The sequence below is a fragment of the Pantoea anthophila genome (assembly GCF_026104315.1).
Lineage (GTDB): Bacteria > Pseudomonadota > Gammaproteobacteria > Enterobacterales > Enterobacteriaceae > Pantoea > Pantoea anthophila.
In genome coordinates, this window is record NZ_CP110471.1 from 269446 (window position 1) to 288071 (window position 18626).

Below are 18626 nucleotides of genomic sequence, written 5' to 3' on the forward strand. Positions count from 1 at the left end.
ATCACTCCTTAACGCAGCCGGGCGGCGCTTTTATCGACCGTCGCCATCGCATCCTGGGCCGACGTTTTGCCCAGTAACACCTGCTGCAACTGCTGCTGGAGCTGGTTCGACAGGCGCGAGTAGTCGGCCGTCTCAGGACGTGACAGCATCACGTTAAGCGATTTATCCGCCGCGGCGATCAGACTCTCCTGGCCTTTTTCCACCGCCTCATCCTGATAGGACGATTTCCAGATCGGCAGGCTGAGTTTCGCATACTGATTCTGCACCGGCTGAGAGGTCATATAGCGGATGTACTGCCACGCTTCATCCGCATGGCTGCTGCCTTTGGTGATACCCAGCCCCATTGAGCCGTTGACCGCACCCACTTTGCCCGGTGCATCCCCCGGCGCAGGCATGATGCCCACCTCACCCGCCACTTTGCTCTGCTTTGGATCGTTGGCCATGTTGTACATGTAGGTCCAGTTCAGCGCGAACGCCGCATCGCCATTGGAGAACGATTTACGCACATCCTCTTCCAGATATTCACGCGACGCCGGATTGCTCAGCCCCTGATCGAGTGAGCTTTTCATCAGCGCCAGCGCCTTCAGAGAGGCCGGGCTGGAGAAGCTGAGCTTACCGTTCTGATAAAACTGGCCGCCAAAGCCGGAAACCAGCGTGGTGTAATCACACACCAGCGCTTCCGCCTGAGACCAGCTCCAGACGAGCGGATAGTTGACGATCTTTTTCTCTTTAATGATTTTCGCGTCATCCAGCACCTGCTGCCAGGTCTCTGGCAGCGTCGTAATGCCCGCTTTCGCCAGCATCGCTTTGTTGTAATAGAGGTACTTGGTGTCGAGGATCCACGGCATGCCGAGCGTTTTGCCTTTGAAGATCACCGTGTTCATCGCACCCGGGAAAACCTTCTCTTTTTCGTCGGGGGTAATGCGTGATGAGACATCCTGCAGCAGATCGAAACGGCTGAATTCTGCCGGCCAGATGGCATCGAACAGCACCACGTCATAGCCATTGCCACCCGCACCGCGCGCCGCCACGATCTTGTCATGCAGGGCTTCATAGGGAACAAACTCCAGATTGACGCTGACATCCGGATGCGCTTTCTGAAAGTTCTGCGTCATGGCGCGGATATCATTTTCGCTGTAGGCGGCCTGCGTCATAAACAGGGCATTAATCTGCGTGGCCGCCGCGGCGCTGCCTGCGCTTAACATCATTAAGGCGGCAAAGCCGGCTTTGAGTCGGGGGGTATAACGCTGTGACATGGTCTTCTCCACTATGCAGCAACAGGCTGTCGGTTAATTAAATCAATTTGATTGATTTAATCAGGGGCGTAATGGTCAGCGGGCAGGCTGACCTGTCAGGAATTAAGCAAAGGACGTGCCAGTAAAGGGCGGTAACATTAACAACGTCGTAACAACGCTGGCGCCAAGACTGCGCTTTTATCGCCGCCTTGCCTATCCTGAACCGCAGAAATTGCGTACACGATCAAAGATATTGTTTGCCTCCATTCCTCCGCATACCAATACTGTGAGGTCGCGCTGTAAGGGAAAACAACATGAGAACCTCGGGCACCAACCTTGAACATGCGCGGGCGCATAACCGCCGTGTGGTGATTGAAGCGATTCGTCTGCATGGTGAGCTGACCCGTGCCGAACTGGCACGGCTGACGGCGCTGACGCCGCAGACCGTCTCCAACATCGTGGCAGAGCTGGAGCAGGCTGAACTGCTGACCAGCCGCCAACCTCGCCGCAGCGGGCGTGGTCAGCCCTCCATTCCGGTCACGCTGAATCCGACCAGTGCCTGGTCGATCGGGATTCACCTCGATCACCAGACCCTGCTGCTGGTTCTGGTCGATCTCAGCGGCGAAGTCCACTTCCGCCGCCTCCTGCTGGTGCAGAAGCCCCAGCCTGCTGCCACCCTGGCGTGCATTGCTGACGTGCTGACGGAGATGCGGGCCTTTCTCGGCGCGCAGTGGCAGAAAGTGTTAGGCATAGGCGTGGTGATGCCGGGACCGTTTGGCGTAGAGGGCATCTCATCAGTGGGGCCGACCACCCTGAACGGCTGGGAGCAGGTCGATATCGAAGCTGAACTTGGCGCGATCAGTGGCCTGCCGGTGACGCTGGAGAATGACGCCACCGTGGCCGCCATTGGTGAACGGTTTCATGGCATCGCCCGTCAGCTTAACTCCTTTATCTATCTCTATATCGGCACCGGCCTGGGCGCAGGGATCTTCACCGATGGCCACATCTACACCGGCCATGCCCATAACGCGGGGGAGATCGGCCACATCGTGGTCGAGCCGGACGGGCGCGACTGCTACTGCGGCAATCAGGGCTGTCTTGAGCGTTATGTCTCGTTACAGGCTGCCTATGAGTTCTGCGGCCTCGATCCGATGCGGGCGCTGCCTGACGACCTGCTGCAGATTGATCCTGCGCGTTTCAGTGCCTGGATTGAAAGCATAAAGACGCCACTGCGCCAGGCAATCAATATTCTGGAGTCGGTGTTTGATGCAGAAGCGGTGATTATCGGCGGGATGATGCCCGCGCCGTTGCTGGAGCAGATGGTCGCGCAGTTACCGCCGCTCTATCAGTCGGTTCGCGGACGCTATCTGAATGCGATGCGACTGAAGACCGGCATGACCGGCAGCGATACCGCCGCGCTGGGTGCCGCCGCGCTGCCCATCTTCGATGAGTTTAACCCACAGTTTCAGGTGCTGATGAAGTAGAGAGGAAATGGCGCTGTTGCAGACAACAGCGCCACCGGGATCAGCCCGGATAGATCCCGCGATCTTTACGCGCCATCAGGATACGCTCACACGCCACAATGTAGGCCGCGGTGCGCAGCGAGCATGCTTTCTCTTTCGACTTGTCCCAGACGTGAACCATCGCTTCTGTCATGATCTTGTCTGAGCGACGATTGATCTCATCTTCACTCCAGAAGAAGCTGGCCATGTCCTGCACCCATTCGAAGTAGCTGACGGTTACGCCGCCCGCATTGCAGACCACATCCGGCACCACGATAATGCCGCGTGAAGCGAGCATGTCGTCGGCGTCAGGGTAGGTGGGGCCGTTCGCGCCTTCCAGCACGATTTTGCAGCTCAGCACCTCAGCACGCTCACGGGTAATCTGACCCTCCAGCGCCGCCGGGATCAGAATGTCCATCTCCGTCGTCCAGAACGCCTCTTTGCCGATGCTCTGCGCGCCCGGGAAACCGGCGATCTGCTTGTGCGCAATCTGCCATTCCGTCAGGGCTGCCATGTCGATACCGTCGGCATTGAACAGGGTGGCCGTGTGATCCTGAATCACCACCACGCGCGCGCCCGCCTCGTCAAACAGTCGGGCCGCTTCACTGCCGACATTACCAAACCCCTGAACCGCCACGCGGGCGCCTTCAATTTCAATGTCTGCGCGACGCGCCACTTCGCGTCCGGTGATAAAGACCCCGCGGCCGGTGGCTTTCTCACGGCCCAGCGAGCCGCCCAGATGAATGGGTTTACCGGTGACGACGCCGGTAACGGTGGTGCCGAGGTTCATGGAGTAGGTGTCCATCATCCACGCCATCACTTTACCGTTGGTGCCGACATCCGGAGCCGGGATATCTTTCTGCGGCCCGATGATGATGCCAATCTCACTGGTATACCGGCGTGTCAGACGCTCCAGCTCGCCCTCAGAAAGTTTAAAAGGATCGACGCGGATGCCCCCTTTAGCGCCACCGTAGGGCAGGTTAACGGCGGCACACTTGATGGTCATCCAGGCGGAAAGCGCCATGACTTCGTTAAGGTCGACATCCGGATGATAGCGAATGCCCCCTTTGCCGGGACCGCGTGAAAGGTTGTGCTGAACGCGATACCCTTCAAAATGGCGAATTGAGCCATCATCCATCTGCAGGGGAATGTCGACAATCAGTGCCCGCTTGGGATGACGTAAAGTATCTATCCAACGTGAAAGATCGCCCAGATAGGGCGCCACCCGGTCGATTTGCTGCAGGTAGGTTGACCAGGCAGATGTGCTGCTTTCAGACGCATAAGATAACTTATCCATAAAAAACCTTTCTTAATGAAGTTATTTATTGTGTGGAGCCGTGGATGACGCGCGTACTGTTTTGCGCCGTCATAATCTAACACTCCTGAAACAAATAAGATGTGGCAGGCGCCCGTTCCCGACCGGGTTATGCCCCATTCTGGGGCAGAGAAAGTGAATAGTTTGCTGATTACACCCCCTGCGGGGCGAATAATGATGCGCACGAAGTGCGTATTTCGTGCATAGCGCGAGAAAACTCGCTATCTTTCAATTCTTTGAAGGCGTTCAAAAAGTTAAAGAATTGATCGACGCGATATTGACTTTATTGCACCAATTAAGTGCATGAGAATAAGTAATCAACCGATTACATTAAGTAATGGATAAAAGGTGAATAGCGGTGATTATTCAGCAGGTTAGAAAACAGCCGGGAAAAATTAAAAAATAAGAGGCCAGCATCGCTGGCTGGCCTTATCAGATTAGTGCGTCAGCGCCTGTTCCGCTTCCTTCAGGTCCTGACGCGCCTCAGCAAGCTTCTCTTCACGCTTGCGGATTTTGCTGGCACTGCGTTCTTCGGCTTTCGCCTGAGCCAGTTCCTGTTCGCGCTCCTGAACCTTGCTGCGCTTTTCGGCCACTTTTTCCTGTCGCTGCTTCAGCAGGCCGCTTTCGGTGCAGTGCTCTTCAACCTCACGCCGCGCTTTTTCCAGCCCGGCAATCTGGTGAGAATTATTGTGCTGTCGGGCAAAGGAGAGCTGCGTCTCAATCTCCTGCTTTTTTGCTGCACAACCGGTTAACGCAGAGTCGGCATGCGCCGCCGTGAAGGTCAGGGGAAGCAGGCAAAGGCTGAAGGCCAGTAAGGTCTTTTTCATTGTCGTCTCATCTATGAGTCAGGAGGTGGAGACAACAGTATACGAAGCCGCCTTAAGCGGTTCTTAACAGAAAAAAATATTCACTGGCGCGGAAAAAGCGGAGAGGGGGAAAGGCTGCCTGCTGTCAGGCAGCGCTTGAGGCGTTTGACCGGGAAAGGCTAAGGCGGCAATCAGGACCACTGAGCATGACGGGATGCCCCTGCTGACTCTGCTGTCTGAAATAGTCCTGCATCACCTGACTGATGCCGGCACCACACCACATGACATGATGCGCATGGCGTCCGGTGTTAAACGCCGGTTGTCCGCTGGCACTGGCATCCACCTCGACACTAAAACCCATCGCGGTCAGACGAATGGCTTCCAGCCAGATTTCGGTTTTGTCCAGGACGCTCACGGCTTCCAGAAACAGCGGAACAGAGGCGTGGTTTCGCGCCGCGTCACGCATCATCAGGTCAGCCTGCTGCTGCACCGTTTTTTCAAACCGGGCAAGACGGCGTGTGGCCCCCTGACGCCGGTCTGCGTGAAGCCAGACACTCAGAGGGCGCAGCAGATTAATAATGAAGTCATCCCCGCTGTAGTTACCGGACATATTGTTCATCTGACGCGAAAGCGACAGGGGTGTCCCGAACTCAAGCTGCCAGAGCATGTCACCTTTACGCGCCGCCCAGCCGTTGGTCATGATCGAGGTGGCGGTCTGCTGACCCTGTCTGATCTCCTCGGGCGTCGCGCCCGTGGCAGTTAAGTCAACCAGCGTGCGGATTTCACTGAGCTGTGCGTCACTCCAGTGTTCAGCGTGTTGTCTGGGCGTCAGTAACCCCTGCTTCACCCAGCGCTTCAGGTTCGCAGGATGCGTGCCGGTTATTGCACAGACCGTTTCCGTTGTATGAAAAAGCATATTGTGCCCTCTGTTGAGGGAATGGCCGCCGGGGTTAACCGGGGATGAACGTCTACTATGAACCTGATAACTGCTAATGAACAGGGGGGGTCCGGAGGAAAAACAGCGGCCACGCGGCGTGACGCTGCGTTTATTCGTCGTGAGCAGCCGGGTAAATCGAGGCTGATCAGCAGGTTAAAAAATCTGCGGCTCGTGAAAAAAAAGACTGTTTATTTATTCAGTAAAAATTCTTTACGCAACTATACCGGGCAATCCAGGGATATTTTAACTTTTTTAAGAGGATACCGATCTCTCCTCCTCTTTTATCTGCCAGGCAAACGACTAAAATATGGGGTTCTGATGATCAGGAGAAAGAGTGCCCAATGCCTTATCGTTTTACCTTCGCCGCGTTGACGGTTACTGCGTTATTAACCGGCTGTGCGAAACAGACGCCCAGCGATACGCCAGATGAATTTGCTGCGGGTCCGACGCAGATTGATGTTTCACACGTTAAAACCCGTGCCGATGATGGTTCAAGCGTCTTCCTGACGGTAGATGGCAAAGATGCCGGTAAATTACCGAATGGCGAAAGCATGCTGCTGCACGTTCCGGCCGGAAAACACCAGATTGGCGGTTATGTACCGACGCTGTTCGGGATGGGGCGTGTCACCATCGCACCGGTGGAAGTGACCACGTCACCTCAGGACGTCAAAAAAGTGGCCTATACGGTCACCCGTAACAAAGCCACCTTTGTCGAGAACAAGGACGAGCAGGGCTGAGCAGAGGACAGCGGAGAGCAACGCTCTCCGCTGAACGCGCCACGGTTATAAGCCGAGTTCACTCAGGGAAGGGTGATCGTCAGGCCGGCGTCCCTGCGGCCAGTGGAAAAGCCGCTGCGCTTCGCTGATTTTCAGATCGTTGATGCTGGCAAAGCGCTGCTTCATCAGACCCTGCTCGTCAAACGCCCAGTTCTCATTGCCGTAAGAGCGATACCACTGCCGCCGCTCATCGTGCCATTCATAGGCAAAGCGCACCGCTATCCGGTTTTGATCGAAACTCCACAGCTCCTTTATCAGCCGGTACTGCTGCTCCCGCTGCCATTTTTGCTCCAGAAAGGCGATGATCTCACTGCGGCCGGTCAGAAAGGTATCGCGGTTGCGCCACTGGCTGTCCACAGAATAGGCCAGGGCTACCCGCCCGGCATCGCGGCTGTTCCAGCCATCCTCAGCCAGACGCACTTTCTCTGCCGCCTCTTCAGGCCGGGTAAAAGGGGGTAAGGGCGGACGTGAAGTTTCCAATGTTTCTCCTTAACGACGCAAAGGCCCGGATGTTATCGCTCCCCGGGCTCTGTTACGGCCATATTAAAGTTCAAGCGCGTGGATCTGGCAGACGGCACGGGCCGCTTCCTGACCTTTTTTCACGAAGTGCTGGGTGTAGAAGTCGATAAACTCCGCCGAAGGCTGGAAGTTATGCGGCGTCAGGGAGACCGAGAAGACCGGCACGTTGGTGGCCAGCTGGGCCTGCATCAGACCACTCACCACCGCCTGAGCCACAAAGTCATGGCGATAGATGCCGCCATCCACGACCAGCGCCGCGCAGACAATCGCATCAAAGTTGCCGGTCTGCGCCAGACGCTGTGCCAGCAGCGGCATCTCAAAGGCGCCCGGCACATCCCAGGTTTTGATCTCATAGGAGGTTCCCCGGCTCTCCAGCTCCTGTTCGAATCCGGTCAGAACCTGAGAAACGATTTCGCTATGCCAGTTAGCTTTAATAAAGGCGACTTTCAACGGCTGCATGACTTACTCCAGTAAAAGGTAATATCCCGTGGTAATGAGCGCGATGACGTCCCTGAACCCCGGATGAAACGTTAAGCCGGACAGGCCGGTAACCTGCTGACTCTCATCACTATACTGTAATGTAAACAGCCTGTGTCCACCATTGTCATTATGTGTGAATAACCTTTCTTCTCTTTGCGGGCATTAAACCCTGTCAGACAACCGCCAGAGCCGTTCAGACGCCTGATCCTGCCAGCAAAATCCCTTTCACCGCCCGGTTTGCGTAACAGATTCCGGTTATGAAACTGCTTAAATAAAATACTGGATATCTGAACAGTATTTTGTATAATAAATGGACTGCCCGCCGGGTATTGGTAGCGTTAGCGAGGGGTGAACCCATGATGATTTCGACTGAAAGCCTCAAATCTCTGGAACAATCGGTCACAATGAGCAGCCGTGAGCTGGCTCAGATGACCGGTATTACACATGGAGAAGTGAAGCGGTTAATCAAAAGTCTGGAAACGGCTCAGCGTCTTTCTCAGCCGCTCAAAGTGAATGACTATGAGCGCGAAGGGGAGGTGCGTCAGGAGTACCGCCTGAGCAAGCGTGACTCCCTGCTGGCCGTGGCACGCCTGTCGCCAGGCTTTACGGCCGAAGTGCTGGATCGCTGGCAGGACCGGGAAAGAACCACCCATCTGCCGGACTTTACCAACCCGGCTGAGGCTGCACGTGCCTGGGCTGAACAGTTTGAACAGCGTCAGGCGGCGGAGCAGCAGCTGGCTCTCTCCGCGCCTAAGGCCGCCTTCTTTGATAACTTCGTTCAGGTGGATGACTCGCTGGGCTTTCGTCAGCTCTGCAAAATGCTGAAAGCGAAAGAGCCGGAGTTTCGTCAGTTTCTGCTGGAGCGCAATATCATGTACCGCGCCAAAGGTACCCTGACGCCGCAGCATTACCATCTGCAGGCCGGCTACTTTACGCTGCACACCGGCACCGGCGAAAACCAGCACGCCTTCTCACAAGCGCGTTTTACTGCAAAAGGGGTGAAATGGGTGGCAAGCCTGTGGGCAGCGCATCTTTCCGCTCAGCCAAAAGGGGCCGCTGCGTAGCGGTGCCTCTGGCCTGGCGGGCTGGCGCGGCGTGACTGGCAGAGGTTAAGGCGCAGGCATCCGCTCATACATACTGTGCTGACATAAAAAAGGCCGCATCGGAATGCGGCCTTTTTTGATTTTTTGATCCCAGGGATGCGTTGCGGGCGATTACCAGCCTTTAATTGCATCGCCTTTATAAACTTCTTCCGCTTTAGCCGCGACTTCAGGCGACTGCAGCGCCGCTTTCAGCTTCTGAATTTTATCGCTGTCTTTATTGTCTTCGCGTGAAACCAGGGCATTGACGTAAGGCGAAGAGGCGCTCTCCATAAATAAACCATCGCGGTGAGCGGATAATCCTGCCTGAGCCGAGAAGTTCGTATTAATGATCGAGAACGCCACGTTCGGATCATCCAGCGTGCGGGTCAGCTGCGGCGTATCCACTTCAACCAGTTTCAGGTTTTTAGGATTTTCGATGATATCCAGTGAGGTGGGTAAATAACCCACACCCTCTTTCAGCTTAATCAGGCCCTGCGCCTGCAGCAGCAGCAGGCTGCGTCCCAGGGTGGTAGCTTCGTTAGAGATGGTCACTGTCGCACCATTCTGCAGCTCACTGATGTTCTTGATTTTGTGCGAATAGGCAGCAATCGGGAAGACGAACGTCTTGCCAACTACCGCAAATTTATAGCCGCGCTCTTTAGACTGATCTTCCAGATAAGGCAGGCTCTGGAAAGCGTTGGCGTCGACTTCCTTGTTATTCAGCGCTTCGTTCGGCAGTACATAGTCATTGAAGTTCAGCACTTCGACATCGAGCTGATATTTATCTTTTGCAACCTGTTTCACCACCTGCCAGATCGCTTCGTCCGGCCCGGTATTAATCGCCACTTTGACTTTGTTATCGTCATCTTTAGAGCAGGCGGATAATAATAAAACAGAACTGGCCAGTAATGCGGCAAACAAACCTTTCATTATCAGAAATCCCTCAGAGAATTGATGGCTTCAAAGATAATACAGAAATGTCAGGTTGCGAACTGACGGAGGGATATATCTTATAACCATATACCGGATATTGTTCATTAATTCATCAGGCTGGCGACTTATGCCCGTGAATTAACCGATGCCATTCACGGCTGTCCGGGCGGTTTTATTCCTCTGGCGCACTCATCCGGTCAACATCCCCTCAGCCAGTCCGCGCATTCTCTTCTACGCTTAAAGCCTGCGGTTCGCAGCATTGCATTGATTGTTAACAGGGAATACTGATGTCAAAAGATGAAAAGAACGGGATCGAAGCGGTTGAAGTCATGCGCAGCGGGGAGGCCTGGAACGGGGAGGTCATTGAATCCTATCCGCACGGCGAGCCGGAACTGACCGTAATGCGCCTGTCACTGCCTGCCCATACGTCATTGCCGTGGCACACGCATCCGATGCCGAATGCGGCGTTTATCCTTTCAGGCACCCTGATTGTGGAAGACAAAGCGAGCGGGGAGCAGCGTACCTTCCACGCCGGAGAAGCGCTGAATGAGACGGTCAACAGTGCGCACCGTGGCTACACGCTGGAGGAGCCTGCCGAACTGGTGATTACCTATGCCGGGGTCAAAGGACAGGCGCTGACCGAGCCACTGCCGGGGGAACCCGAAGAGTTCTGACACTCTTGCAAAAACGGCAGTGCAGCGCGCTGCCGTTATTCATCCCGCCCGCAGCGCCGCCGCAGTCATTCACTTCCCTGATAAGCGATTCGCCAGAGCCTGCATATCCACATCCTGAAACCGCTGTTTTATCGACAGGCGAGGCGCGTCACAGCTGAGTTCACCTGCGCTCAGAAATGGCATCCTGAAGAGGAGTGAATCCCGGCACTGATTATGTGCAACGCACGCTGCTGACTCACCATCACGGGGCCTGTCGTTATACATGCTTTATAAGTGAATGATTAAAAAGACTTTAAATTCTGGTACGCCAATTGCAATAACCCGTTCAGTAAGCAGCGCACTACACAACTGATACTGAATAGCTTGCTAGGGTTCCGGTTCACGCAGGTGAATGTCTGGTCCGAGAGCTGGCGACCTCTGCGAGGTTACACGGCGGGACAAAAGCCCGGGAGACAGCGGCACCATCTGGTGTCTTGCGCTGCTCCCGTTTTTTTGTGCCAACCAGAGGTCAACCATGAAGACATTTTCCCTTCTCCGCACGCTCATTCTCTCCCTGGCACTGCTGGCCAGTGTGCCCTCTTTCGCCGCAGTTAAAAAAGAGTTCAACGTCTGCTGGACCATCTATGCGGGCTGGATGCCCTGGGGCACGATCGCTAATGAAAAAATCATCGATAAGTGGGCCAGCAAATATGGCATTAAAATCAATATCGTCCAGCTGAATGACTATATCGAATCGATCAACCAGTACACCGCAGGGCAGTTCGACGGCTGCACCATGACAAATATGGATGCCCTGACCATTCCCGCCGCGGGCGGCGTCGATTCCACGGCGCTGATCACCGGCAGCTACTCCGAGGGTAACGACGGCATCGTTCTGAAAGGCGTGAATAAAAAACTCAGCGACCTGAAAGGCATGTCGGTTTATCTGCCCGCGCTGTCCGTATCGCACTATCTGCTGGTGCGCGGTCTGGAAAAGGCCGGACTGCAGGAGAAGGATGTTAAGGTCGTGAACACCTCTGATGCCGATATCGTCTCCGCCTTCGGCACCAGCGGTGTCAAAGCCGCAGTGGCCTGGAACCCGCAGCTTTCCGTCATCAAAAAGAGTCCGCAGACCACAGAAGTGTTCAGCTCCTCCGCCGTGCCGGGCGAGCTGATCGATATGATGGTCGTGAACACAGCAACCCTCCACGACAACCCCGCACTGGGCAAAGCGCTGACCGGTGCGTGGTTTGAGATGATGGCAAAAATGCAGGCGGGTGATACCCAGGCGCTGAGTGCGATGGCCGCGGATTCCGGCACTGACCTCGCCGGTTATCAGGCACAGCTCAAAACCACCCATCTCTTCTGGACCCCTGCCGATACAGAGGCCTTTGTCGCTTCGCCCGACCTGGCAAAAACCATGCAGCGCGTGGCCGCGTTCTCTTTTGATAAGGGGCTGCTCGGCGAGGGTGCGCAAAGCGCTGACTTCATCGGTATGGCCTTTCCCGGCAACCAGACCCTCGGCGACAAAGCCAACATCAGACTGCGCTTTGACGACAGCTATCTGAAGATGGCCGCGGCAAGCCAGCTCTGAATTCCGGGCTGAGGAGCTTACGCCATGCGCCACATTAACCGTTATCCCCGACAGGGAATGCGCCTGACGCTGATGCTGTTGCCGTTTGTCTTGCTGATCGCCGCCTGGTTTATCAGCTCGGCGGTGCGGCTGGAAGCAAACCCGCAGGATAAACTGCTGCCCGGTCTGTCGCAGATGGTCGCCGCGGTTGACCGGATGGCGTTCACGCCCGATAAACGCAGCGGTGAGTTTCTGCTGTGGGCGGATACGCTGATCAGTCTCACCCGTCTGCTGACGGGCCTGATGATCTCTGCGCTGATCGGCCTGGGCATCGGTATTGCTGCCGGGGTATTTCCCATGACCCGCGCGGCGCTGTCGCCGTTTATGACCGTCGTGTCGATGATCCCGCCGCTAGCGCTGCTGCCGATGCTGTTTATCGTCTTCGGGCTGGATGAGCTGTCAAAGGTGATGCTCATCGTCATCGGCATCACCCCGATGCTGGCCCGCGACCTGGAACAGCGGGCGCGGGAGATCCCGATCGAGCTTTTCATCAAAGCCCAGACGCTGGGCGCGAACAGCTGGACGGTGGTATTGCGGGTAGTGCTGCCCCAGCTGCTGTCGCGACTCATTACCTCGCTGCGCCTGCTGCTGGGTTCGGCGTGGCTGTTCCTGATCTCCGCCGAAGCCATCTCTGCCACCGCCGGGCTGGGTTACCGCATCTTCCTCGTCCGCCGCTACATGGCGATGGACGTCATCATTCCTTATGTCATCTGGATAACCCTGCTGGCCTGGCTGATGGATCTGGCGCTGCGTCAGCTGCACAAAGCCTGTTTCCCGTGGGCGGAAGGAGGCCGGGAATGAGTTTTATCGATATCAAAAACATCTGGCAGGAATATGGCGACCACGTGGTGCTGGAGCGCATCAATCTGCAGGTCAGGGAAGGGGAGTTCTGCTCGCTGGTGGGTGCCTCCGGCTGCGGGAAATCGACTTTCTTACGACTGCTGCTCGGTCAGGAGCAACCAACGCGCGGCACCATCACGCTCGATGGTGAGCCGCTGCCGGCGGAGCCCGATCGCAGTCGCGGCGTGGTCTTTCAGCGCTACTCGGTTTTTCCTCATCTCAACGTGCTGGATAACGTCACCATCGGTCTGGAACTCCCGGCGTCACCGCTGTGGGGCCGGCTGCTGGGCGCCCGAAAACGTCAGGCGCGTCAGCAGGCCAGAGAGATGCTGGAGCGAGTGGGGCTGAGCCATGCGCTCGACAAATATCCGGCGCAGCTGTCGGGCGGGATGCAGCAGCGGCTGGCGATTGCCCAGGCGTTTGTCATGCAGCCACGGGTGCTGCTGCTGGATGAGCCCTTTGGCGCACTTGACCCTGGCATCCGCAAAGATATGCACGCCCTGCTGCTTCAGCTCTGGAGCGAAACCCGCATGAACGTCTTTATGGTCACGCACGACCTTGCCGAAGGGTTCAACCTGGGCACCCGGCTGCTGGTTTTTGACAAGGTGCGCCTCGATCCCCAGGCACCCAATGCGTGGGGAGCGCGTATCACCTATGACATTCCGCTCAACGAGACGCGGCTGTCCCAGCTGGCGACCGGCCGCAAAGACAACATTTACCCCTTAAAGGAGAACGCTCAATGACGGCACTTTTTCACTCCGGCCCCAGCCTGCGCGAAGAGCAGATTCCAGGCGGCGCGCATACCTCGCTGATCCTGCGTAAGGGCGGGATCCTGCGCCTGACCGATATCGACGGCGGGGCTAACGTCAGCGCCATGATGCTCAATCCGCACGAAAAAAGTGAACGGCTGAACCTGCCCGACACCCTTAAGGGTCAGCACACCGCGCGGCTGACCACCGGCCACTGTTTTTACTCTGATATGGGTCGCGTCCTGGCGGCTATCGTGGCGGACAGCTGCGGCTGGCATGACCCGTTCGGCGGCGTCCTTAACGCCGAAGAGACGCACGACAAGTACGGCAGCGGACGCTATCAGGAACTGCGCAACGGTTTCTACCGTAACGGCGTCGATAACCTGCTGGTGGAGATGGGTAAATGGGATCTCGGCCTGCAAGACCTGCTGATGGTGGTGAACTTTTTCAGCAAAGTCACGGTGGATGAGGCGGGGCGCTTTGCCTTCATTTCAGGCAACAGTCAGCCCGGCGATTTTGTTGAGCTGTATGCGCCGATGGACGTGCTGATCGTCCTGACCGCGCTGCCTCACCCTCAGGATCCCGCCACTGAGTATCTGCCACGCCCGATTCAGCTGAACTGGTATCAGGCCGATGCGGGTCAGGCCCTCAGCGACGTCATTTTCACCCGCGATGAAAATCAGCGCGCCATGCAAAACACCCAACACTTTTCCCTGTAAGGAGGCTGTGATGACAGCGATTACCCCTGATTATCATCCTGAAACGGCAGTCTGGCGTCATGTGATCCCGGCCGGGGAGCCCTGTCTGTTTGAGGTCAAAAAAGGGCAGCGGCTGCGGCTGCTCGACCTCGAAGGTAACCAGGCGATCGATACCCTGTTCTATCGCGCCGATAACCCCCGCGAGCGTTACGATCCCCAGCGCACCCTGCGTCGTCAGGGAAAGGTCTATCTGACTACCGGCAGCGTGCTCTACTCCAATCTCGGTAATCCGCTGCTGACCCTGGTTGCCGATACCTGCGGACGCCACGACACCCTGGGCGGGGCCTGCTCCCAGGAGAGTAACACCGTGCGCTATGCCCACGATAAGCGCTACATGCATAGCTGCCGGGATAACTTTCTCTGCGCCTGCCTGCATGATGGCCGCCTTCACAAGCGCGATATCGGCGCCAATATCAACTTTTTTATGAACGTTCCGGTGACGCCGGAAGGGCGGCTGACCTTTGAAGATGGACTGTCAGCCCCCGGCAAATATGTTGATCTGATCGCGGCGTGTGACGTGATGGTGCTGATCTCGAACTGTCCCCAGCTCAATAATCCCTGCAACGGCTGGAACCCGACGCCTGCAGAGGTGCTGGTGTGGAACTGAATCTGCATCCGACAGCGCAACATCCGGGCCTGACATTCCCGCTCTGATCGATCGCCTGTCTGCCTCTACCGCCGCTGCACTGTCAGGTGCCGGTCATCCCCGGGGACGGCCCCAGGGAATAGCGAATTCTGCGGGACGACCCGCCTCCCTGTGAGCATCACCTATGTTTGATACGTTACTGATTGCCAATCGCGGCGCGATCGCCTGCCGCATTCTGCGTACCCTGCACGCCATGCAGGTGAAGGGCGTCGCCGTTTACTCTGAGGCTGACCTGAGCAGCCTGCATATCCGTGAGGCGGATAGCGCGATCAGCCTGGGCGACGGGCCCGCCGCGCAAACCTATCTGGTGGCGGAGAAGATCATCGCCGCCGCACGGCAGAGCGGGGCGAAAGCGATCCACCCCGGCTACGGTTTCCTCTCGGAAAATGCCGCCTTTGCCGAGGCGTGCGAGGCGGCGGGCCTGATTTTTGTCGGCCCCACGCCGCAGCAGCTGCGTACTTTCGGCCTGAAACACACGGCACGCGCGCTGGCGAAAGCCGAAGGCGTTCCGCTGCTGGAGGGAAGTGAACTGCTGGCGGACCGCCATGAAGCCCGCCGGGCAGCGGCCCGGGTCGGCTATCCGGTCATGCTGAAAAGCACCGCAGGCGGCGGCGGCATCGGTATGCGCGTCTGCCGCGATGAGGATGAACTCGCCGACGCGTTTGACACCGTGCAGCGTCTTGGCCAGAACAACTTCAGCGATGCCGGGGTCTTTCTCGAAAAATATATCGAACGCGCCCGTCATCTTGAGGTGCAGATTTTCGGTGATGGCAAAGGCGGAGTGATCGCGCTGGGGGTGCGTGACTGCTCGGTTCAGCGCCGTAATCAGAAAGTCATTGAAGAGACACCTGCACCCAATCTGCCTGACGGCATGGCAGAGGTACTCTGTTCCGCCGCCATCGCGCTGGGCAAAGCGGTGAACTATCGCAGCGCCGGAACGGTTGAATTTGTCTATGACAGCGCGGCGCAGCACTTCTATTTTCTGGAAGTGAACACCCGCCTTCAGGTCGAACATGGGGTCACGGAGCAGGTGTGGGGGGTTGACCTGGTGCAGTGGATGATAGAACTGGCCGCCGGGGAGCTCCCGCCGCTGGATCGTTTAGCCGCCACGCTGAAACCACAGGGCCACGCCATTCAGGCCCGGATCTACGCGGAAGATCCGGGACGGCAGTTTCAGCCGTCACCCGGCCTGCTGACCGATGTTTTTTTCCCGCCAGCCGGAGGAAAGACGCTGCGTATCGACCGCTGGGTGGAGGCGGGCAGTGAAGTGCCGCCCTTTTTCGATCCGATGCTGGCGAAAACCATCGCCTGCTGTCCTACTCGCGACCAAGCCATTGCCACGCTGGCTCAGGCGCTGGTGGAAACCCGGTTATATGGTGTCGAGACCAATCGCCTCTATCTGCTGCAGATACTGGCTTTTGCGCCATTCACCACGGGGGAACCCTGGACCCGCTGTCTGGAGCAGCTCGGTTATCAGGCGGCCACGCTGGAGGTCTTGAGTGCCGGAACCCAGACCAGCGTGCAGGACTATCCCGGCCGTCTGGGCTACTGGGCGGTGGGGGTGCCGCCTTCGGGACCGATGGATGACCGCGCGCTGCGCTTCGGCAACCGCCTGCTGGGCAACGCTGAGGGCGACGCCGCGCTGGAGATCACCCTTAACGGCCCGACCCTGAAACTGAATACCGACGTGCAGGCGGTGGTCTGCGGAGCGCCGCTCCCCGTCACGCTGGAGGGGGTCGATCAGCCGATGAATACCGTCTTTACTGTTCCGGCGGGCTCAACGCTGAAGCTGGGCGCGATCGCCGGTTCAGGCGTCAGAAGCTACCTCTGCCTGAGCGGCGGGATTCAGGTGCCGGATTATCTGGGGAGCAAAAGCACCTTTACGCTCGGCCAGTTCGGCGGACACGGAGGCCGGGCGCTGCGCAGCGGCGATGTGCTTCACCTGGCACCGCGCCCGGCAGACGTGACGGGCACATCACTGCCCGCCTCGCTCTGCACGGGGCTGGCCGCGGTGCGCACGCTGAGGGTAATTTATGGCCCCCACGGCGCGCCGGAGTTTTTTACGCCCGACTATATCGGGACTTTCTTTGCCACCGAATGGGAAGTGCACTTCAACTCCAGCCGTACCGGTGTTCGCCTGATTGGACCGAAGCCGATCTGGGCCCGCGAGAGCGGGGGTGAGGCAGGACTGCATCCTTCCAACATTCATGATAATCCTTACGCGATTGGCGCAGTGGATTTCACCGGCGATATGCCGGTCATTCTCGGCCCCGATGGCCCCAGCCTGGGCGGCTTCGTCTGCCCGGTGACGGTCATCGAAGCGGATCTCTGGCAGCTGGGGCAGCTTAAAGCCGGTGATAAGGTGCAGTTTGTGGCGGTGGACATTCCCACCGCCCGCCGACTGGCCGCAGGAGGACGTGCCGAGCTGGCAACGCTCGAGCCACAGGCGATCGCCTGGCAGCCGGCACCGCTCACGTCGCCTGTCGTGATGACCTGCGGTGAAAAGGATAAGCGTCTGGTGGCGCGTCTCTCAGGCGATACGCATCTGCTGCTGGAAGCTGGCGAGCCGGAACTGGATCTGGTGCTGCGTTTTCGCATCCACGCGCTGATGCAGGCGATGGAAGCGCAATCCCGTCCGGGGGTCGTTGATATCACGCCCGGCATCCGCTCCCTGCAGATCCATTTCCAGCCGGAAACCCTGACCCCGGAGGCGCTGCTGGCGTGGGTGCGGGAGGCGTGGGAGGGGGTCTGCACAAGTGATGACCTTCAGGTGCCGACGCGCGTGGTGCATCTGCCGCTCTCCTGGGACGATCCCGCCTGTCAGAAAGCGGTCGAAAAATATATGACCACCGTGCGGCAGGACGCCCCCTGGTGCCCGGACAACCTGGAGTTCATCCGCCGGATCAACGATCTGCCGGATAAACAAGCCGTATGGCAGACGGTGTTTGATGCCCGCTATCTGGTGATGGGGCTGGGCGACGTCTATCTCGGCGCGCCCGTCGCCACACCGCTGGATCCCCGCCATCGTCTGGTCACCACGAAATATAATCCGGCACGCACCTGGACAGCCGAAAACTCGGTGGGCATTGGCGGGGCTTATCTCTGTGTCTACGGCATGGAAGGGCCTGGCGGCTATCAGTTTGTTGGCCGCACGCTGCAGATGTGGAATCGCTATCGCGATGTCGCCGATTTTGGCGGTAAGCCCTGGCTGCTGCGCTTTTTCGACCAGATTCGTTTCTATCCGGTTTCGGCTGATGAGCTGCTGCAGATCCGTCGCGATTTTCCCGTAGGACGCTATCCGCTGCGCATAGAACAGGGCACGCTGCGGCTGGCGGAATATCAGCATTTCCTCGACCGCGAAGCCGGAAGCATCAGCGCGTTTCGTCAACATCAGCAACAGGCGTTCAATGCTGAGCGTGACCGCTGGATAGCCAGCGGACAGGCACATTACACCACTCAGGAGAGTGAGGTGGCGGAAACGGGAGACGCGCCGCTTGAGGCCGGGGAGCAGGGCGTTGAGAGTCCGGTTTCCGGCAACCTGTGGCAGGTTCAGACCGCAGCGGGATGCCGCGTGAGGGCGGGCGATACGCTGGTGGTGCTGGAATCTATGAAAATGGAGATTCCGCTGCTGGCCCCCTGTGACGGGGTGATTCAGCAGGTCAGCGTGCAGCCGGGCAGCGCCGTGCGGGCAGGACAGCGGGTGGCCATCATCCTTGAAGATCGGTCTTAACAGTTCTGCGTGACAGGGTCACCTGTCACGCA

At 57.7% G+C, this 18626-nt stretch carries 17 protein-coding genes and 1 riboswitch; of the genes, 10 read left to right on the forward strand and 7 right to left on the reverse strand.

Annotated elements, in window-relative coordinates; translation table 11 throughout:
* Window positions 1–8: 8 nt before the first annotated feature.
* Window positions 9–1256, reverse strand: coding sequence for an extracellular solute-binding protein (locus tag OJ965_RS01305; protein WP_265135338.1), 1248 nt, complete (start codon window positions 1254–1256; stop codon window positions 9–11).
* Between the two features lie 293 nt (window positions 1257–1549).
* Between OJ965_RS01305 and OJ965_RS01310 the strand changes: the two genes are divergently transcribed.
* Window positions 1550–2719 (forward strand): ROK family transcriptional regulator, encoded by a 1170-nt coding sequence (locus OJ965_RS01310; RefSeq protein ID WP_111208729.1) that lies wholly within the window; start codon window positions 1550–1552, stop codon window positions 2717–2719.
* 40 nt (window positions 2720–2759) lie between these two features.
* Here the strand turns inward: OJ965_RS01310 and OJ965_RS01315 are convergent, their stop codons facing one another.
* From OJ965_RS01315 to OJ965_RS01325, 3 genes are all read right to left on the reverse strand, one after another.
* A complete protein-coding gene (locus OJ965_RS01315) occupies window positions 2760–4034 on the reverse strand; it encodes a Glu/Leu/Phe/Val family dehydrogenase (protein ID WP_140029172.1) in 1275 nt (424 codons plus the stop codon).
* A 455-nt stretch (window positions 4035–4489) separates the two neighbouring features.
* Window positions 4490–4879: a DUF1090 domain-containing protein gene (locus OJ965_RS01320; RefSeq protein ID WP_046102669.1), complete on the reverse strand. Its 390-nt coding sequence runs from the start codon at window positions 4877–4879 to the stop codon at window positions 4490–4492.
* Between the two features lie 124 nt (window positions 4880–5003).
* Window positions 5004–5774, reverse strand: coding sequence for a MerR family transcriptional regulator (locus OJ965_RS01325; protein ID WP_265135339.1), 771 nt, complete (start codon window positions 5772–5774; stop codon window positions 5004–5006).
* A 362-nt stretch (window positions 5775–6136) separates the two neighbouring features.
* On the opposite strand from OJ965_RS01325, the gene OJ965_RS01330 reads away from it, so the two are divergent.
* On the forward strand, window positions 6137–6532 hold the full coding sequence (locus OJ965_RS01330; protein ID WP_140923429.1) for a hypothetical protein: 396 nt from the start codon (window positions 6137–6139) through the stop codon (window positions 6530–6532).
* A 45-nt stretch (window positions 6533–6577) separates the two neighbouring features.
* On the opposite strand, the gene OJ965_RS01335 is transcribed toward OJ965_RS01330, so the two are convergent.
* Window positions 6578–7051, reverse strand: coding sequence for a nuclear transport factor 2 family protein (locus OJ965_RS01335; RefSeq protein ID WP_009092968.1), 474 nt, complete (start codon window positions 7049–7051; stop codon window positions 6578–6580).
* Window positions 7052–7114: 63 nt separating this feature from the next.
* Window positions 7115–7549: a 6,7-dimethyl-8-ribityllumazine synthase gene (locus OJ965_RS01340; protein WP_009092969.1), complete on the reverse strand. Its 435-nt coding sequence runs from the start codon at window positions 7547–7549 to the stop codon at window positions 7115–7117.
* Window positions 7550–7926: 377 nt separating this feature from the next.
* Here OJ965_RS01340 and OJ965_RS01345 point away from each other — a divergent pair, with 377 nt between their 5' ends.
* Complete coding sequence (locus OJ965_RS01345; RefSeq protein ID WP_009092970.1) at window positions 7927–8634, forward strand: phage antirepressor KilAC domain-containing protein; 708 nt, start codon at window positions 7927–7929, stop codon at window positions 8632–8634.
* 150 nt (window positions 8635–8784) lie between these two features.
* Here OJ965_RS01345 and OJ965_RS01350 read toward each other — a convergent pair whose 3' ends face one another.
* Window positions 8785–9582 (reverse strand): MetQ/NlpA family ABC transporter substrate-binding protein, encoded by a 798-nt coding sequence (locus tag OJ965_RS01350; RefSeq protein WP_009092972.1) that lies wholly within the window; start codon window positions 9580–9582, stop codon window positions 8785–8787.
* A gap of 290 nt (window positions 9583–9872) precedes the next feature.
* On the opposite strand from OJ965_RS01350, the gene OJ965_RS01355 reads away from it, so the two are divergent.
* The 7 genes from OJ965_RS01355 (at window position 9873) to uca (ending at window position 18594) form a co-directional block, all read left to right on the forward strand.
* Window positions 9873–10259, forward strand: coding sequence for a cupin domain-containing protein (locus OJ965_RS01355; protein WP_009092973.1), 387 nt, complete (start codon window positions 9873–9875; stop codon window positions 10257–10259).
* A gap of 355 nt (window positions 10260–10614) precedes the next feature.
* Window positions 10615–10713, forward strand: a riboswitch (guanidine-I (ykkC/yxkD leader).
* A 60-nt stretch (window positions 10714–10773) separates the two neighbouring features.
* Window positions 10774–11832, forward strand: coding sequence for a putative urea ABC transporter substrate-binding protein (locus tag OJ965_RS01360; RefSeq protein ID WP_265135340.1), 1059 nt, complete (start codon window positions 10774–10776; stop codon window positions 11830–11832).
* Window positions 11833–11856: 24 nt separating this feature from the next.
* A complete protein-coding gene (locus tag OJ965_RS01365) occupies window positions 11857–12672 on the forward strand; it encodes an ABC transporter permease (RefSeq protein WP_154928766.1) in 816 nt (271 codons plus the stop codon).
* Window positions 12669–13454: an ABC transporter ATP-binding protein gene (locus OJ965_RS01370; RefSeq protein WP_265135341.1), complete on the forward strand. Its 786-nt coding sequence runs from the start codon at window positions 12669–12671 to the stop codon at window positions 13452–13454. The genes OJ965_RS01365 and OJ965_RS01370 overlap by 4 nt, the downstream gene beginning before the upstream one ends.
* Window positions 13451–14179, forward strand: coding sequence for an urea amidolyase associated protein UAAP1 (locus OJ965_RS01375; RefSeq protein WP_265135342.1), 729 nt, complete (start codon window positions 13451–13453; stop codon window positions 14177–14179). Before OJ965_RS01370 ends, OJ965_RS01375 begins: the two co-directional genes overlap by 4 nt.
* Before the next feature lie 10 nt (window positions 14180–14189).
* Entirely contained in the window at window positions 14190–14825 is a 636-nt protein-coding gene (locus OJ965_RS01380; protein ID WP_009092979.1) for an urea amidolyase associated protein UAAP2, read from the forward strand.
* 163 nt (window positions 14826–14988) lie between these two features.
* Window positions 14989–18594: an urea carboxylase gene (gene uca, locus OJ965_RS01385; RefSeq protein ID WP_265135343.1), complete on the forward strand. Its 3606-nt coding sequence runs from the start codon at window positions 14989–14991 to the stop codon at window positions 18592–18594.
* Window positions 18595–18626 lie beyond the last annotated feature (32 nt).

Bases quoted from the DNA above. Each gene is read 5' to 3' on its own strand.
- OJ965_RS01305 (WP_265135338.1), bottom strand. From the start codon at position 1,256: ATGTCACAGCGTTATACCCCCCGACTCAAAGCCGGCTTTGCCGCCTTA.
- OJ965_RS01310 (WP_111208729.1), top strand. From the start codon at position 1,550: ATGAGAACCTCGGGCACCAACCTTGAACATGCGCGGGCGCATAACCGC.
- OJ965_RS01315 (WP_140029172.1), bottom strand. From the start codon at position 4,034: ATGGATAAGTTATCTTATGCGTCTGAAAGCAGCACATCTGCCTGGTCA.
- OJ965_RS01320 (WP_046102669.1), bottom strand. From the start codon at position 4,879: ATGAAAAAGACCTTACTGGCCTTCAGCCTTTGCCTGCTTCCCCTGACC.
- OJ965_RS01325 (WP_265135339.1), bottom strand. From the start codon at position 5,774: ATGCTTTTTCATACAACGGAAACGGTCTGTGCAATAACCGGCACGCAT.
- OJ965_RS01330 (WP_140923429.1), top strand. From the start codon at position 6,137: ATGCCTTATCGTTTTACCTTCGCCGCGTTGACGGTTACTGCGTTATTA.
- OJ965_RS01340 (WP_009092969.1), bottom strand. From the start codon at position 7,549: ATGCAGCCGTTGAAAGTCGCCTTTATTAAAGCTAACTGGCATAGCGAA.
- OJ965_RS01345 (WP_009092970.1), top strand. From the start codon at position 7,927: ATGATGATTTCGACTGAAAGCCTCAAATCTCTGGAACAATCGGTCACA.
- OJ965_RS01350 (WP_009092972.1), bottom strand. From the start codon at position 9,582: ATGAAAGGTTTGTTTGCCGCATTACTGGCCAGTTCTGTTTTATTATTA.
- OJ965_RS01355 (WP_009092973.1), top strand. From the start codon at position 9,873: ATGTCAAAAGATGAAAAGAACGGGATCGAAGCGGTTGAAGTCATGCGC.
- OJ965_RS01360 (WP_265135340.1), top strand. From the start codon at position 10,774: ATGAAGACATTTTCCCTTCTCCGCACGCTCATTCTCTCCCTGGCACTG.
- OJ965_RS01365 (WP_154928766.1), top strand. From the start codon at position 11,857: ATGCGCCACATTAACCGTTATCCCCGACAGGGAATGCGCCTGACGCTG.
- OJ965_RS01370 (WP_265135341.1), top strand. From the start codon at position 12,669: ATGAGTTTTATCGATATCAAAAACATCTGGCAGGAATATGGCGACCAC.
- OJ965_RS01375 (WP_265135342.1), top strand. From the start codon at position 13,451: ATGACGGCACTTTTTCACTCCGGCCCCAGCCTGCGCGAAGAGCAGATT.
- OJ965_RS01380 (WP_009092979.1), top strand. From the start codon at position 14,190: ATGACAGCGATTACCCCTGATTATCATCCTGAAACGGCAGTCTGGCGT.
- uca (WP_265135343.1), top strand. From the start codon at position 14,989: ATGTTTGATACGTTACTGATTGCCAATCGCGGCGCGATCGCCTGCCGC.